11 protein-coding genes and 2 pseudogenes are annotated in these 16,066 nt (G+C 47.1%); 4 read left to right on the forward strand and 9 right to left on the reverse strand.

Translation table 11 applies throughout. The features are described from left to right. Positions 1-206: 206 nt before the first annotated feature. On the reverse strand, positions 207-494 hold the full coding sequence (gene yhbY / locus ACTHSA_RS09285; protein ID WP_049323205.1) for a ribosome assembly RNA-binding protein YhbY: 288 nt from the start codon (positions 492-494) through the stop codon (positions 207-209). A gap of 112 nt (positions 495-606) precedes the next feature. On the opposite strand from yhbY, the gene rlmE reads away from it, so the two are divergent. Then, positions 607-1,227, forward strand: coding sequence for a 23S rRNA (uridine(2552)-2'-O)-methyltransferase RlmE (rlmE, locus tag ACTHSA_RS09290; protein ID WP_070625324.1), 621 nt, complete (start codon positions 607-609; stop codon positions 1,225-1,227). Between the two features lie 70 nt (positions 1,228-1,297). Then, entirely contained in the window at positions 1,298-3,259 is a 1,962-nt protein-coding gene (gene ftsH / locus ACTHSA_RS09295) for an ATP-dependent zinc metalloprotease FtsH (protein WP_070625323.1), read from the forward strand. A gap of 102 nt (positions 3,260-3,361) precedes the next feature. Here the strand turns inward: ftsH and tpx are convergent, their stop codons facing one another. From tpx to trpS, 3 genes are all read right to left on the reverse strand, one after another. Then, positions 3,362-3,856 carry a thiol peroxidase gene (gene tpx / locus ACTHSA_RS09300; protein ID WP_003679194.1) on the reverse strand — a complete coding sequence of 165 codons (495 nt, stop codon included), beginning with the start codon at positions 3,854-3,856 and terminating at the stop codon, positions 3,362-3,364. 42 nt (positions 3,857-3,898) lie between these two features. After that, entirely contained in the window at positions 3,899-4,438 is a 540-nt protein-coding gene (locus ACTHSA_RS09305) for a hypothetical protein (RefSeq protein WP_070625321.1), read from the reverse strand. A gap of 84 nt (positions 4,439-4,522) precedes the next feature. Further along, the gene (trpS, locus tag ACTHSA_RS09310; protein ID WP_070625314.1) at positions 4,523-5,533 is read right to left on the reverse strand and encodes a tryptophan--tRNA ligase; all 1,011 of its coding nucleotides are present in this window, start codon (positions 5,531-5,533) and stop codon (positions 4,523-4,525) included. Between the two features lie 259 nt (positions 5,534-5,792). On the opposite strand from trpS, the gene clpB reads away from it, so the two are divergent. Together clpB and ACTHSA_RS09320 are read left to right on the forward strand one after the other, a co-directional pair. Further along, positions 5,793-8,366: an ATP-dependent chaperone ClpB gene (clpB, locus tag ACTHSA_RS09315; protein ID WP_070625313.1), complete on the forward strand. Its 2,574-nt coding sequence runs from the start codon at positions 5,793-5,795 to the stop codon at positions 8,364-8,366. Between the two features lie 229 nt (positions 8,367-8,595). Further along, positions 8,596-10,581 (forward strand): site-specific recombinase, encoded by a 1,986-nt coding sequence (locus tag ACTHSA_RS09320; RefSeq protein WP_049349801.1) that lies wholly within the window; start codon positions 8,596-8,598, stop codon positions 10,579-10,581. A 62-nt stretch (positions 10,582-10,643) separates the two neighbouring features. Here the strand turns inward: ACTHSA_RS09320 and clpP are convergent, their stop codons facing one another. From clpP to ACTHSA_RS09345, 5 genes and pseudogenes are all read right to left on the reverse strand, one after another. Further along, positions 10,644-11,264 carry an ATP-dependent Clp endopeptidase proteolytic subunit ClpP gene (clpP, locus tag ACTHSA_RS09325; RefSeq protein WP_049349799.1) on the reverse strand — a complete coding sequence of 207 codons (621 nt, stop codon included), beginning with the start codon at positions 11,262-11,264 and terminating at the stop codon, positions 10,644-10,646. Positions 11,265-11,354: 90 nt separating this feature from the next. After that, positions 11,355-12,665 carry a trigger factor gene (gene tig, locus ACTHSA_RS09330; RefSeq protein ID WP_070625311.1) on the reverse strand — a complete coding sequence of 437 codons (1,311 nt, stop codon included), beginning with the start codon at positions 12,663-12,665 and terminating at the stop codon, positions 11,355-11,357. A gap of 192 nt (positions 12,666-12,857) precedes the next feature. Further along, positions 12,858-14,498, reverse strand: a pseudogene (locus ACTHSA_RS09335) (DNA translocase FtsK); the annotation flags it as partial. 101 nt (positions 14,499-14,599) lie between these two features. Then, a pseudogene (locus ACTHSA_RS09340) lies at positions 14,600-15,302 on the reverse strand (DNA translocase FtsK 4TM domain-containing protein); the annotation flags it as partial. Positions 15,303-15,493: 191 nt separating this feature from the next. After that, complete coding sequence (locus ACTHSA_RS09345; RefSeq protein WP_036490789.1) at positions 15,494-16,045, reverse strand: hypothetical protein; 552 nt, start codon at positions 16,043-16,045, stop codon at positions 15,494-15,496. Between the last annotated feature and the right edge of the window lie 21 nt (positions 16,046-16,066).

A 16,066-nucleotide genomic window follows, 5' to 3' on the forward strand; every position in this document is an offset into this window, starting at 1 on the left:
TATGAAGGATTCAAGGATAAAATAATCGGCCGACAGGATGCGGCCGTTATGATTTTGTAATTTTGGGGTTATTTACAAAAACAGGCAACCGTATTTGTATTTTTATACTTAGAATAATGGAATAAATTGTTTTATGCTGCATAAATACAACAGAAGATGGAATAAAGTGGGTTGAGAAAATACTTCTGCTGTTTGTTCAGTTCGAATTACTCTTCGTCCGGTTTTTTACGCCATAAAACAAGTAATTTACCAATGTGTTGAACCAGTTGGGCACCCAGTGTTTCACACAGGGCATTGCAAATTTCAATACGTTCTGCACGGTCATCGCCAAAAACACGGACTTTAATCAATTCGTGTGCTGTCAATGCGGCGTCGGTTTCTTTAATGACGGAGTCGGTCAAACCTTGTTGGCCAACCATAACAACGGGATGGAGGTGGTGTGCTTGGGCTTTCAAGGCCAAAATTTCTTTGGTGCTTAGTTTGTTGTCGCTCATTTTGATAAGTATCCAATTAAAAAGAATAATGGCTATATTGTACGCGATTTAGAACATTTACGGGGGAAATAACGTACAATACTGGTTTTTAACTTAAGCATTTCAAACCAAGATGGCTGTACGCTCAAAATCTTCAAAAGCATGGCTGCATGAGCATGTCAACGATCATTATGTTCATATGGCACAAAAGGATGGATATCGTGCCCGAGCGGCTTATAAATTATTGGAAATCAATCAGAAAGATAAATTGATCAAGCCGGGTACGGTCTTAGCGGATTTGGGTAGTGCGCCGGGTAGTTGGTCGCAGGTGGCGGCCAAGCTGGTCGGTAAAACAGGGGCAGTGTTTGCTTTGGATATTTTACCGATGGATGCGATTGAAGGCGTGTCGTTTATTCAGGGAGACTTTAGGGAAGATACTGTTTTGGAACAGTTTGAAGCCTTATTGGATAATCGCCCGTTAGACCTTGTAATCTGTGATATGGCACCCAATATGTCAGGCAATGCCGTAACAGACCAGGCACGCAGTTTTTACCTGTGTGAACTGGCTTTGGATTTTGCCTCGCAGCATTTGAAACCCGGAGGCAGTTTTTTGGTGAAGGTGTTTCAAGGCGCGGGCTATCAGGAATATACGGCGGCAATGCGCGAAATTTTTGCCAGTGTGCAAACTCGAAAGCCGGATGCTTCCCGCAATCGTTCCAGTGAGATTTACCTATTAGGCAAAAATAAACGCTGACAATGTAGGGTGGGTGCTTTAAAATTCTTTCCTTTGATTTTATTTATTTTGTAACCATGGAGCCTGTTCAGTGGGGAATACCATTAAAAACATATTAGTCTGGGTAGTGGGTGGTGCTATGCTTTTAGCAGCATTCAATGCACTCAGCGATAAGCAGGAAGATAAACAGCAAATCGAATATTCTCAATTTATTCAGCAAGTTAATAGTGGCGAAGTATCCAATGTCAATATCGAAGGATCTGTTGTCAGCGGCTATCTGATTAAAGGTGAGCGCACCGATAAAACTGCCTTCTATACCAATGCGCCTTTGGATGACAACTTGGTTAAAACACTGTTGGACAACAAAGTACGCGTCAAAGTAACTCCAGAAGAAAAACCAAGCATGCTGGCCAGTCTGTTTTACAGCCTGCTACCTGTTTTGTTGTTGATTGGTGCATGGTTCTACTTCATGCGCATGCAAAGCGGCGGTGGCGGTAAAGGCGGTGCCTTCTCTTTTGGTAAAAGCCGTGCGCGTTTGTTGGATAAAGATTCCAATAAAGTGACTTTTGCCGATGTTGCTGGTTGTGATGAGGCAAAAGAAGAAGTACAAGAAATCGTAGATTATTTAAAAGCCCCCAATCGTTATCAAAGCTTAGGTGGTCGTGTGCCGCGCGGTATTTTGTTGGCAGGCAGCCCCGGTACGGGTAAAACATTGCTGGCCAAAGCGATTGCCGGTGAGGCAGGTGTGCCGTTCTTCAGTATCTCAGGTTCTGACTTTGTGGAAATGTTTGTTGGTGTCGGTGCGAGCCGTGTCCGCGATATGTTCGAGCAGGCCAAGAAAAACGCACCATGCATCATCTTTATTGATGAAATTGATGCGGTCGGCCGTCAGCGCGGTGCCGGTTTGGGCGGTGGTAATGATGAGCGTGAGCAAACATTAAACCAATTATTGGTTGAAATGGATGGTTTTGAAAGTAATCAAACCGTTATTGTGATTGCAGCAACCAACCGTCCTGATGTACTTGACCCTGCGTTGCAACGTCCGGGCCGTTTTGACCGTCAAGTCGTTGTTCCATTGCCTGATATTCGTGGCCGTGAGCAAATCTTGAAAGTCCACGCTAAAAAAGTGCCTTTGGATGCATCTGTAGATTTGACTTCTTTAGCTCGTGGTACACCTGGTTTTTCAGGTGCGGATTTGGCAAACTTGGTCAATGAAGCTGCTTTGTTTGCCGGTCGTCGCAATAAAGTTAAAGTCGATCAAAGCGACTTTGAAGATGCGAAAGACAAAATCTATATGGGTCCTGAACGCCGCAGCATGGTGATGCATGAAGATGAAAAACGTGCGACAGCCTATCATGAGGCAGGCCATGCAATCGTAGCGGAAAGCCTGCCGTTTACCGATCCGGTTCACAAGGTAACCATTATGCCGCGCGGCCGTGCCTTAGGTTTGACTTGGCAACTGCCTGAGCGTGACCGCATCAGCATGTACAAAGACCAAATGTTGAGCCAGATCTCCATTTTGTTCGGCGGCCGTATTGCTGAAGATATTTTTGTCGGCCGTATCTCTACCGGTGCCTCTAACGACTTTGAGCGTGCAACTCAAATGGCACGCGAGATGGTAACGCGTTATGGTATGAGCGACAAAATGGGTGTGATGGTTTATGCTGAGAACGAAGGTGAAGTGTTCTTGGGTCGCAGCGTGACCCGTTCTCAAAATATTTCCGAGAAAACCCAACAAGATATCGATGCGGAAATCCGCCGTATTTTGGATGAGCAATATCAAGTGGCTTACAAAATCTTGGATGAAAATCGCGATAAGATGGAAACCATGTGCAAAGCACTGATGGATTGGGAAACCATCGATCGAGATCAAGTTTTGGAAATTATGGCCGGTAAACAACCTAGCCCGCCTAAAGATTACAGCCACAATGTCCGTGATGACAAAGTAGAAGAGCCTGAAGCACCTGTTGCTGAAGCTGCTGAACATGTTGAGCAAAATGAGGTTCAGAATACTGAGTCAGTAGAAGCAGAAAAAACGGATAAATCTGTATAAGGTTTGTAACAGAAAACGGTAGCTTTTAAGCTGCCGTTTTTATTTCAGGATAAGCTAAAGGCCGTCTGAAAATTTTCAGACGGCCTGATTTTATTTGATCAATTACAAAACAGCCAAAGCTGCTTCGTAGTCAGGCTCGTTCGCAATTTCAGAAACCAGCTCAGCGTGGAGAACTTGGTTTTGCTCGTTCAAAACCACAACTGCGCGGGCAGTCAGGCCGCGCAATGGGCTTTCTGTCAGTGTAACACCGTAATCGTTAGAAAAGCTGCTGCGGAATGTAGAAAGTGTCACCACGTTTTCCAAACCTTCTGCACCGCAGAAGCGGGCTTGTGCAAACGGTAAATCGGCAGAAATGCACAAGACGACGGTATTGTCCAAAGACGAGGCACGTTTGTTGAAAGTGCGGACGGACTGGGCACATACGCCGGTGTCAATGCTAGGGAAAATATTCAGCACTTTGCGTTTGCCTGCAAAGTCAGCCAATGATTTCTCAGATAGGTCTGCTGCTACCAATGTGAAATCAGGTGCAACTTGGCCGATAGCGGGCAAATTGCCGTTTGTAGAAATAGGTGAGCCTTGGAAAGTAACTTGAGCCATGTTTCAGTCCTTATATCAGGGGGAAAATAGGATGGGCAGGATTTAGTAATGACGGCGACGGAAATAGAACATACCTTCGCTGTCAATTTCTAAAATATAGCGGCCGTTTTGGACGGCGGCATAACCGCTTTTGCCTTCGGTATAAGGCTGTAAAGCAGCGTGTGAAATCAGATAGTCGGTCAGTTTGCCGCCGTCTTGGGCAATATTGTCCACCATTTTTGCAAAGGCAGTGTGGCAGACGCCGTTGGCTGACCAGCCGGCTGAAACGCCTTTTTCATTTTTTTCCATGCATTGGCCGCTGATGACTTCTAAGTCGTTAGGGTGCTTGCCAATCAGATTGATGACGCCGCCCTCTATGCCGTTAATCGGATAGGTGCGTTGTTTTTTACCTTCTTTGGTTTCGCCTTCTTGTGCTGTACCCAAATCCAAACCGGCTATGGCTTGTTCATCGATGTATTTGACTTTAAAGGTAGGTTTGGGGGCATTGCCTGAAGCAGCATCATTGGCGGCAGTATCTTCAGACTTGCCGCCGCAGGCAGCCAATGAAAGGCTGAGCAAGATAAGAGGAAAGGTTTTTTTCATATCAGAAACCCTAGAAAAATGATTATATTTCAAATAATAAACGATATTATGGCCGTCTGAAATTTTCAGACGGCCTTACTATTATTATTTCAACGGACGAATACCTACTGCATCGCGGACTTTATCCAACAATTCGCGTGCTTCTTTACGCGCTTTTTGTGCGCCGGCCTGCAAAATATCTTCAATTTGAGAGGGTTTGGCTGTCAACTCATTGTAACGCTCGCGCGGTTCTGCGAGCTCGGTATTGATTTTTGCGCCCAAGAGTTTCTTGGCTTCGCCCCAAGCAAGGCCTTTGGCCAGCATTTGTGTGAACTCGGCAGTTTCAGACGGCGTAGAGAAGGCTTTGTAGATTTCAAACAGAGGACTTTCATCAGGCTGTTTCGGCTCGCCGGGCTCTTTCATGTTGGTGATGATTTTGTTAACCGATTTTTGGGTTTTCTTGTCGTTTTCCCAAAGCGGAATGGTATTGCCGTAGGACTTGGACATTTTGCGTCCGTCCAAGCCGACCAAGAGTTCGACGTTTTCGTCGATTTTTACTTCAGGCAGGGTGAAGAGTTCTTGGAAGCGGTGGTTGAAGCGGCCGGCAATATCGCGCGCCATTTCGACGTGTTGGATTTGGTCGCGACCGACTGGTACTTCATGGGCATTGAACATAAGGATGTCGGCAGTCATGAGGATAGGGTAGCTGTACAGGCCCATTTCCACGCCATGATCCAGATCTTCCTGACCGTTTTCGGTATTTGCCTGCACTGCGGCTTTATAAGCGTGAGCGCGGTTCATCAGGCCTTTTGCAGTGATACAGGTCAGAATCCAGTTCAACTCCATCACTTCGGGAATATCGCTTTGACGATAGAAAGTAGTCTGTTCCGGATTGAGTCCGCAGGCGAGCCATGTGGCGGCAACAGCTTGAGTAGATTGATGAATCATTTCCGGCTCATGACATTTGATGATGCCATGATAGTCAGCCAAAAAGAGGAATGATTCAGTATTGGAATCTTGCGCTGCGCGGATAGCCGGGCGGATGGCACCGACATAGTTGCCCAAGTGTGGAATACCTGTTGTGGTAACGCCTGTTAAAACTCGTTTTTTGCTCATGAAAGTATCCTTCGGCGCAAAGGCCGTCTGAAAATTAATATGTTGCCGATTATACCTGATTCTTCTTGATTTTTCAGACGGCCTTTTACGTATGGGGTAAATGGAAAAGAAAAGTTATACACATAAAATAATAAAAATTAATCATTATAAAACAACGATATAAATTAAATTTACTATTTAATGAAAAAATAACTCTTGAGTTATCCACATTTGCGCCTATATAGGTTTCAACGGAAATATATTTGTAGAGGAACGTTAAATGAGATTTGATAAATTGACTGCTAAATTTCAGCAAGCTCTGCAAGAAGGTCAAAGCCTGGCTTTGGCTGCGGACAGCAGCTATCTCGAGGCCGGCTTTATCTTAAAAGCATTGCTTGATGATCAAAACAGTGGAGCTGCTGCGTTACTGGCCCATGCGGGCGTGAATGTGCCTCAAGTCAAACAACGTTTGCAGCAGCATTTAAACAGCCTGCCGAAAGTATCCGGCCAGGGTGGCGATATTATGCCCAGCCGTGAGCTGCAAGCTGTATTGAACTTGATGGACAAGGCTGCAACCAAACGCGGCGATGCCTATATTGCCAGCGAACTTTTCCTGCTTGCCTTGGTGCAGCAGAATGATGCTACCGGCAAAATTTTGAAAGAAGCCGGTGCAACCGAACAAAACATCAATGCCGCAATTGACGCGGTACGAGGAGGACAAAACGTGAACGATGCTAATGCTGAAGACCAACGCGATGCTCTGAAAAAATATACGCTCGACCTGACTCAACGCGCCCGTGACGGTAAGCTCGACCCTGTTATCGGTCGCGACGATGAAATCCGCCGTGCGATTCAGGTATTGCAACGCCGCACCAAAAACAACCCTGTGCTGATTGGTGAGCCTGGTGTGGGTAAAACCGCTATTGTTGAAGGCTTGGCGCAACGTATTGTTAATGGCGAAGTGCCCGAATCCCTGCGCAACAAACGCCTGCTGGTTTTGGATTTGGCGGCATTGATTGCCGGCGCAAAATACCGTGGCGAATTTGAAGAACGCTTGAAAGGCGTGTTGAACGATTTGGCGAAAGACGACGGCAACACCCTGATTTTCATCGACGAAATCCATACTTTGGTCGGTGCGGGCAAAACCGACGGCGCAATGGATGCGGGCAATATGTTGAAACCGGCTTTGGCGCGCGGCGAACTGCACTGCATCGGCGCGACTACTTTGGACGAATACCGTCAGTACATCGAGAAAGATGCGGCACTCGAACGCCGCTTCCAAAAAGTATTGGTCGGCGAGCCCAGCGTGGAAGATACCATCGCTATTTTGCGCGGTTTGCAAGAGCGTTATGAAATCCACCACGGTATCGATATTACCGACCCTGCTATCGTTGCCGCAGCGGAGTTGAGCGATCGTTACATTACCGACCGCTTCTTGCCTGATAAAGCGATTGATTTGATCGACGAAGCAGCCAGCCGTATCAAAATGGAGTTGGACAGCAAACCCGAGCAGATGGATAAACTCGACCGCCGCATTATCCAGCTCAAAATGGAAAAAATGCACGTTGCCAAAGAAAGCGATGATGCCAGCAAGAAACGTCTGGAATTGATAGACGAAGAAATCGACGGCTTGCAAAAAGAATACGCCGATTTGGACGAAATCTGGAAAGCAGAAAAAGCCGCCTCTTCCAGCACCGCCGACATCAAAAAACAGATGGACGACATCAAAGTCAAAATCGAGCAGGCCAAACGTCAAGGCGATTTTGCCCGTGCGTCCGAACTCGAATACGGTGAGTTGCCGAAATTGGGCGCACAGTTGCAAGCTGCGGAAAGTAACCCCGACGGCAAAAAACAAAACAAACTCTTCCGTACTGAAGTTGGTGCGGACGAAGTGGCCGAAATCGTATCGCGCATGACCGGCATCCCCGTGTCCAAAATGATGGAAGGTGAACGCGACAAGCTGTTGAAAATGGAAGAAGTATTGCACCGCCGCGTGGTTGGTCAAGACGAAGCCGTGCGTGCTGTATCCGACGCCATCCGCCGCAGCCGTTCCGGCCTTGCCGATCCAAACAAACCTTACGGCAGCTTCCTGTTCCTAGGCCCGACCGGTGTGGGTAAAACCGAGTTGTGCAAAGCTTTGGCAGGTTTCCTGTTTGACAGCGAAGATCATCTGATTCGTATCGATATGTCCGAATACATGGAAAAACATGCTGTTGCCCGCTTAATCGGTGCGCCTCCCGGCTATGTTGGCTACGAAGAAGGCGGCTACTTGACTGAGCAAGTCCGCCGCAAACCATACAGTGTGATTCTTTTGGATGAAGTGGAAAAAGCCCATCCGGACGTATTCAACATCTTGCTGCAGGTATTGGATGACGGTCGCTTGACCGACGGACAAGGCCGTACCGTAGACTTCAAAAATACCGTTATCGTGATGACTTCCAATATTGGTAGCCAACATATCCAACAAATGGGTACTCAAGACTACGAAGCGGTAAAAGAAGTTGTGATGGAGGATGTGAAAGAACATTTCCGTCCTGAAATGATCAACCGTATTGACGAAGTAGTCGTGTTCCATGGTTTGGATCAGGCCAATATCCGCAGCATTGCGAAAATCCAGCTTAAAGGTTTGGAAAAACGTTTGGAAGCACAACATCTGCATCTGAAAGTCGATGATGCTGCCTTGGATCTGATTGCTAAAGCCGGTTTCGACCCTGTGTATGGTGCCCGTCCGCTCAAACGCGCCATCCAGTCAGAAATCGAAAATACGCTGGCAAAAGCATTGCTTGAAGGTAAATATGCACCTGATAGCACAATCCATGTTAAAGAAGAGGGTGGTAAGCTCTTGTTTGCATAAGTTTAAAACAATGTAGTATGTTGTTGTAAAAGGCCGTCTGAAAGAATTCAGACGGCCTTTCTTACTTATTGATTCACATCATATATTTGTTATGTAATTTGATTATTCATTGAATTTTAGAGAATATTAATTGAAAATCTTGTGACATGGGTTGATAAAGAATGCGATATAATCCGACCTGTTTGCCAAGGTTCTTGCTAAATATCTCATTTTGTGTAATAATACTACAATGCAAAAACTGACTAATCAAAATCTTCACATTATTTTGTCGGAGCGCTTAAATGATACCGACTTTGTTCTTATTCTTAATGCATTAATCAAATTTTTGCGCCGAGGAGGCAAAAAGAAGGCTTCCGAACGTTTTGATTTGATTTTATCTACGTTAAAACAAGACGATGCTTTATGCCGTCAATTCAGCCTGCGCTTTTATACTTGGCTGTCTAAAGTTCACATTTATCCTGCGCTGATTAAGCTGGGTATTTTCTCGCGCCATAGTTTTACCCGGGAAATGGGCATACGGATTTATGAGCGGTTCAGCCCGTCTTATAAAGATTTTTCCAACTTGCGCGAAGTATTTTTATATCTTTTTCATTCTGAAAACGATGATAAATGGTTGCAAACACTGAGTTTGCGACAATGGCTGGGTATGTATGAATTGTTGTTGGCCAAGGCGGATCCTGCTTTGCTTCAGACGGCCAGCCGACAATTGACAGATGCACGTTTGCGTGCGGTAGAAATGTTGTCTATCTGGATTGCTTCCGAAGCGATTGAGCCGGATTTAATACGAATTGCCCCCCGTTTGTTGGAAGCGGATTCTGCATTTGTCGCTTTACAGCGCGAAGTGGCGAAGATGGTGGAACATTATCGCCATAGTGAAGAAACTTATGATACGGCACACTTGGAGGTTATGTTTGACCAGTGTGAAAATCAAATTGACTATCTGCGCCGTCGCGGTACGGGAGCAGGGTCTGGTTCGTCAGTGAAAGTGGCCCACTTGCTCGAACGCCTGCAACAAACCATAGACCGCCTGAAATTGTTGACCAATATTCAAATCGAAACCAGCCGCACCCGCTTAACTGTCAATCTGATGAATGCGATGATTTATGCGGCGGTGGAGCAATACAGCACCAGCCACTTGCGTAAAAGCAGTATCCGAATGCTGGCACGCAGTATTACGGAAAACAAAAGTCATCATGGTGAGCATTACATTACGCGCAACCGTAGCGAATATTTCAAAATGTTTTATTCCGCAGCAGGCGGCGGCGTAATTATTGCTTTGATGGCATTGAATAAAATCCATATTGCGTCTTTGGGGTTCGGCGAATTTACTACTGCATTCTTGGCCGGGCTCAATTATGGTTTGGGCTTTATGCTGATTCATATGCTGCATTGCACTGTTGCAACCAAACAGCCTGCCATGACGGCGGCGAGCTTTGCCGAACAGGTGGACTCGAATGAAGGCAGCAAAGCGGTGGACAATAAATTGGCTAAACTGCTGATTGATGTGTGTCGTTCGCAAAGTGTCGCCGTGTTTGGCAATGTATCGATTGCGGTATTGTTGGCGGCAGGGATTGCTTTTGGCTATGCCCATACGCATGGTCAGCCCTTGCTGAATGAGGCAGTTACGGCCTATCAGTTCAAATCCATTGAGATTTTTACCCAACCGACCTTATGGTATGCCGCTATTGCCGGCGTATGGTTGTTTTGTTCGGGTATTATTGCCGGCTTTTTTGACAACCGTTCCGATTATCTGAACCTGCGTCAGCGCCTGCCGTTTAATCCGTTTTTACGAAAAATCATGCCTCCGGAGCCGCGCCGTCGGTTGGCCGCTTATATTCATAAGCATTATGGTTCTCTTATGGGTAATTTTATTTTCGGTATGCTTTTAGGCATGACAGGCTATTTTGGCCATCTTTTCGGCTTGCCGCTGGATATTCGACATGTGGCGTTTTCTTCGGCAAACTTAGGTTATGCCGCGATCAGCGGCCATGCAGATGTATTCACGTTTATACTCGGCTTGGCAAGCGTATTGGCAATCGGTATGGTAAATTTAGTGGTCAGCTTTTCTTTGGCTTTGGCTGTTGCGCTCCGTTCCCGCGGTACGCGTTTGGGCAGTATACGCAATCTGCTAAAAAGCTTTTGGAACCAAGTAAAAGCCAATCCTTTGATTTTGCTGTATCCGGTTCAAGTGAATAATAAAGACAATACGAAGTAGGATTGAAGAAAGGCCGTCTGAATATATACATTCAGACGGCCTTTGATTTAAACCAATAAAGATTAGGCTTGTAGAGATTCGCGGTTTTCCAAAACTTGGTCAATCAAACCGTATTCTTTGGCTTCATCGGCAGACATATAATTGTCGCGGTCGGTATCGCGTTCCAAGTCGGCCAAATCGCGATCACAATGTTTGGCAAGCAAGCGGTTCAGTTTCTCTTTGATTTTCAGCAGCTCTTTAGCGTGAATTTCAATATCGGAAGCCTGACCGGCCAAGCCGCCGCTGATGAGCGGTTGGTGAATCATGATGCGGCTGTTGGGCAGGGCAAAGCGTTTACCTTTTTCGCCTGCAGACAACAAGAATGCACCCATGCTTGCCGCTTGGCCTAAGCATAAGGTAGAAACATGAGGCTTGATGAAGTTCATGGTGTCGTAAATTGACATCCCGGCAGTAACCGATCCGCCTGGAGAGTTGATATAGAAGAAGATATCTTTATCTGGGTTTTCGCTTTCCAAAAACAGCAGTTGCGCGACAACCAGATTGGCAGATTCGTCTGTTACCGGGCCGACCAAGAAAACGATGCGCTCTTTCAAAAGGCGTGAGTAGATGTCGAATGCGCGCTCGCCGCGACCGCTTTGTTCGATAACGGTAGGGACAAGGTAGTTATTGAAATCGAAGGACATTTTTGTCTCCTGTTAATGATGGAAAAGCACCAAAGCCATTTAAAGCGCTTCGGTGCTTTTGATTGTCTGTTTCAGACGGCCTTAGAGCAATTAAGCTTGTGCGCCCATTACTTCGTCAAAAGAAAGCGCTTTTTCAGTTACTTTGGCTTTGCTCAGAACGAAATCAACAACGTTGCTTTCTACGGCCAAAGAAGTCGGGCCTTGCAGGCGGGAAGGCTCTGCGTAGTACCAGTCGATAACTTCTTGAGGATCTTCGTAGCTTTCAGCGAAGTTGGCAACAACGGCTTTGATTTGGTCTTCAGTTGGCTCAAGTTTGTTTTCTTCAACCAATTTAGCCAAAATCAGACCCAAAGCAACGCGGCGTTCTGCTTGTTCTTTGAACATATCCAAAGGCAGATCCAAGTTGGCAGCGTCAGCCATACCTTGGTTAACGAAGTTTTGTTTCATTTCGTTTGCCAAGCGGGCCGCTTCTTCGTTGACCAAAGCAACAGGAACTTGCAAGTCAGTCGCTTTGAGCAGGGCGTTCATGACAGATTCTTTGGTTTGTTCACCAATGCGGCGTTCAACTTCGCGGCCGACGTTTTTCTTCACTTCTTCACGCATTTTGGCAACGTCGCCGTCTTCAATGCCCAGAGTTTTGGCAAAGTCAGCGTTAACTTCAGGCAAAGTAGCTTCTGAAACGTTGTTCAGAGTGATGGTGAACACGGCAGATTTACCGGCAACATCTTTACCGTGGTAGTCTTCAGGGAAGTTTACGGTAACGTCTTTGCTTTCACCGGCTTTCATGCCGACAACACCGGCTTCGAATTCAGGCAACATTTGACCTGCGCCCAATACGAAAGCGTAGTTTTTAGACGCGCCGCCGGCGAAAGGTTCGCCGTCGATTTTGCCTTCGAAGTCGATGATGACGCGGTCGCCGTTTTGGGCTTCGCGGTCAACATGGTTGAAACGGGTACGTTGTTTGCGCAGGATTTCTACGGTTTGGTCAACTTCGGCATCGCCAACGGTTGCAGTTACTTTTTCTACTTCTTGGGCAGACAGGTCGCCGATGGTTACTTCGGGGAAGACTTCAAAAATAGCGGCAACTTTGAAAGACTCTTGATCGTCTTGTTCTTCAACGGCTTCAAAGCGTGGGTAACCGGCAACTTTCAATTCTTGAGCAACGGCAACATCGTAGAATTCGCGTTGTACCAATTCGTTGATAACGTCGTTTTGTGCGCTTGCGCCGTACATTTGGGCAATCATTTTGAACGGTGCTTTACCCGGACGGAAGCCGTCAATTTTTGCGCGGCGTTGGGTTTGTTTCAGTTTTTTCTCAGTTTCTGCGTTGATTTTGGACCAAGGCAGAGACAATACTACTTTGCGTTCCAGATTTTCTAAAGTTTCAACAGTTACGCTCATCGTAAGCCCTTAAATTTGTTGTGTTTAAACGGTTATCCTTCTGCTCAGAATTCCGAAGAACTTCGGAAGCGTGCATAAGGTCAAAATTTAGCTGCTTAGTATAACACAATGTTTCACGAATAACATAAAAAGGCCGTCTGAAAAGTGGGAAATTCTTTTCAGACGGCCTTTGAGTTTCGATATTGTTGTTTTTTACAGCTGGTCTTTTTGTGCCAGAATCCGTCGGCTACCGTTGATGTCTGCCGGAGAGAGAACACCGGCATTTTCAAGCGCATCTACTAAATTGGCGGCGCGGTTGTAGCCGATGCGTAATTGGCGTTGCAGTGCGGAAATGGAAGTTTTCCGGCTTTCCAATACGAAGGCAACGGCTTGATCGAATAACTCATCGCTGTTTGCATTCGGATTAACAATATTGGTGGTTTCGATGGCGGCTTCGCCACTGAGCAGGCCTTCCACATAATTGGTCGGAGCCTGTTCTTTGACGAAATTGACGACCTGATGCACTTCATCATCGGAAACAAACGCACCTTGCAGGCGTGTCGGTTCTGCGCTGCCCGGTTGCAGGAATAATGAGTCGCCGTATTTGAGCAATTCGTCTGCACCCATTTGGTCAAGAATGGTGCGGCTGTCGATTTTGCTTTGTACGGTAAAGGCCATGCGTGTCGGAATGTTGGCTTTAATCAGGCCGGTAACCACATCGACACTCGGACGCTGGGTGGCGACAATCATGTGAATACCTGCCGCACGCGCTTTTTGGGCAAGGCGTGCGATTTGCTGCTCAACGGATTTGCGTTCTGTCATCATCAAGTCAGCCAACTCGTCGATAACGACCACAATCAACGGAAGTTTTTCCAGAGGCTCAGGATCGTCAGGATTTAAGCTGAACGGATTGAGTAATGGCTTGCCTGCTGCTTTGGCTTGTTCGACTTTTTGGTTGAAACCGTCCAGATTGCGCACGCCGGCATGGGAAAGCAGACGATAGCGTTTTTCCATTTCGGCAACACACCAGTTCAATGCTTGTCCGGCCTCTCGCATATCGGTTACAACCGGGCAGAGCAGGTGCGGAATGCCGTCGTAAATGCTCAATTCAAGCATTTTCGGGTCAATCATAATGAAGCGGACTTCGTCTGGCGTGGCTTTGAAGAGCATGGACATAATCATGCCGTTCACGCCGACAGACTTACCCGATCCGGTCATGCCTGCGACCAAAAGATGCGGCATTTTCGCCAAGTCGCCGACCACGGGCGTGCCTGCAATATCTTTACCCAACGCGACGGTCAGCTTGGATTTGGCTTCGGTAAACACAGGCGAAGAGAGGATTTCGCTCAACATCACGTCTTGGCGTTTCTCATTGGGTAATTCAATGCCCATGGTGTTTTTACCGGCAATAGTTTCTACGATGCGTACCGCTTGCAGAGACATTGAGCGTGCCAAATCTTTAGACAGGGCGACAATTTGACTGCCTTTGACACCTTGTGCCGGTTCGATTTCGTAGCGGGTAATCACGGGACCGGAAGTGGCGGAAACAACCTGTACGCCGATGCCGAATTCAGCCAGCTTGGCTTCGATTAATTCTGCGGTTTGTTGCAATTCATCCGGATTGACGGCAACCGGTTCTTCAGACGGCATACGCAACAGGTTCATATTGGGTTTGTGGTATTCGCCGTTGTTTTTAGGTTCAGTATCGTCAAACAGGGAAGTTTGGATTTTAGGAGGCGGCGCAACGGACACGGCAACGGTTTTACGGTTACTGCTGCTGCCTGCCAACGGAGCAACCGGAGTAGCGGTAATGGTTTTGGCTTCTTTAACCATGCGGCGCGTATTTTGGGTTTCCAAAGCTTCGGAACGGACATCTTCTTTTTTATTTTGGAATTGAGACAGTTTTTTCATCAGGCTGCTAAACAGGCCGCCCATATGGCTGCCGGATTTGGCCATGACTTCCAACCATGACACCTGAGCCAGCAGGGAAATGGACAAAAGCAACATCACCAGCATAATCAACAGGCTGCCCGATTTACCCAACAGCCAAGCCAAGCCTGAACCCGCCAGCAAGCCGACCAAGCCGCCTGCACCGACGGGAAGGGATTCGCTCAATGCATTGTCAAACAGGAAATGTTCGATAATCGGGCTGCACACCAGCAGGAGGAATAATGCCAAAGCGGCTACGCCGTGATTGTAAGGTTTATGGTTTTCCTGCTTTTTCATGGGGCGGAAATTTTTGTAGAGGAAAACGCAAGAGGCGGCTATCCACCACCAAAACGATAAGCCAAACAGATAATATCCGACATCGGAAAGATAGGAGCCAAAGAGGCCGCCGAGATTGGCGACATCGTTGCTTTTGGGAACGCTGCGCGACCATGCAGGGTCGTCCATGCTGAAGCTGGCCAGGGAAATAGCCAGATAAATGGTGATAACCAAGCCAAACAGCCATAAAGCATCATTAATCAAGTTGACGACATGCTCGGGGCGCGCTTTTTTTTCTTCGTTTCTTTGCAGCTCTTTGGCGGCCTTGAGGCGTTGGGAGACTTTATTGTCGGCTTGAGTTTGTGCTTTGGTGGATTTGCGTGTGGTCGGTTTGGCTGCCGGTTTGGTTGAGACGCGTTTTTTTGTTTGGGTTTTAGAAGATTTTGCAGTCATGAGATAAAGGCCGTCTGAAAAGACCGGAGGTAATGTGCGTAGTAAAGGGCAAATTATACCGTATTTACTAGGTACAAGAAATTGAAACGGGCGTAATCATTATAGGATTCAGGCCGTCTGTTTGGCGTAACGAAAATTTTGGATTTCGTTTCCACCTGTTCAGACGGCCTGATGTTTTGATTGATTTGGACTTACATTCTGCCCAGTTCGCGCTGGAGGGCTTGAATATTTTTCTCCCTATCCAAAACCGCGCCTTGCAATGTGCTGATGGCCTGTTGATTGACACTGCCGCCTTTGGCTGTCCGGGCTTGGCTCAGTTGCTTTTTGGCATCGGCCAAAGCCGCGCGTTCATTGGATAACTCGGTTTCCAAAATAGAGCGGCGGCTGTTGACGCCGGAAGATTTGGGAACCGGAGGAGGAGCTGTTTCAGAAGCGGTACGGACAGGAGCAGGTTTGGGTGTTGCCTTATGGTTGGATTTTGCCGCCGTGTTTTTGCTTTTTGCCGGAGCCGTTTGTGATGTCGGCGCGTTGAGTGTAGGCGCATCACTGACCGGGGCGTCGTATCGGCTGCTGCTGTATTTGCCGACAATCGGCAAATCGTTGACGGCTTGGCAGTTGCCGCTTGGGCGCGAGGTATAGACAATCGAGCCGTTGACTTCACAGGTGTAAATTTTTGCGGCGTGGGCTTGGCTGTTGAAAACAGCAAGCGGCAGCAGGGATAGGGTAAGCAGATATTTTTTCATGATTCAGGTAGGGCTGATTCG

The sequence above is a fragment of the Neisseria sp. P0008.S002 genome (assembly GCF_051962805.1).
GTDB lineage: Bacteria > Pseudomonadota > Gammaproteobacteria > Burkholderiales > Neisseriaceae > Neisseria > Neisseria perflava.

What these genes read in the sequence shown, in the direction of transcription:
- ACTHSA_RS09345 (WP_036490789.1), bottom strand. Translation starts at nt 16,045, where the DNA reads ATGAAAAAATATCTGCTTACCCTATCCCTGCTGCCGCTTGCTGTTTTC.
- tpx (WP_003679194.1), bottom strand. Translation starts at nt 3,856, where the DNA reads ATGGCTCAAGTTACTTTCCAAGGCTCACCTATTTCTACAAACGGCAAT.
- trpS (WP_070625314.1), bottom strand. Translation starts at nt 5,533, where the DNA reads ATGAGCAAAAAACGAGTTTTAACAGGCGTTACCACAACAGGTATTCCA.
- rlmE (WP_070625324.1), top strand. Translation starts at nt 607, where the DNA reads ATGGCTGTACGCTCAAAATCTTCAAAAGCATGGCTGCATGAGCATGTC.
- clpB (WP_070625313.1), top strand. Translation starts at nt 5,793, where the DNA reads ATGAGATTTGATAAATTGACTGCTAAATTTCAGCAAGCTCTGCAAGAA.
- ACTHSA_RS09320 (WP_049349801.1), top strand. Translation starts at nt 8,596, where the DNA reads ATGCAAAAACTGACTAATCAAAATCTTCACATTATTTTGTCGGAGCGC.
- clpP (WP_049349799.1), bottom strand. Translation starts at nt 11,264, where the DNA reads ATGTCCTTCGATTTCAATAACTACCTTGTCCCTACCGTTATCGAACAA.
- tig (WP_070625311.1), bottom strand. Translation starts at nt 12,665, where the DNA reads ATGAGCGTAACTGTTGAAACTTTAGAAAATCTGGAACGCAAAGTAGTA.
- ACTHSA_RS09305 (WP_070625321.1), bottom strand. Translation starts at nt 4,438, where the DNA reads ATGAAAAAAACCTTTCCTCTTATCTTGCTCAGCCTTTCATTGGCTGCC.
- yhbY (WP_049323205.1), bottom strand. Translation starts at nt 494, where the DNA reads ATGAGCGACAACAAACTAAGCACCAAAGAAATTTTGGCCTTGAAAGCC.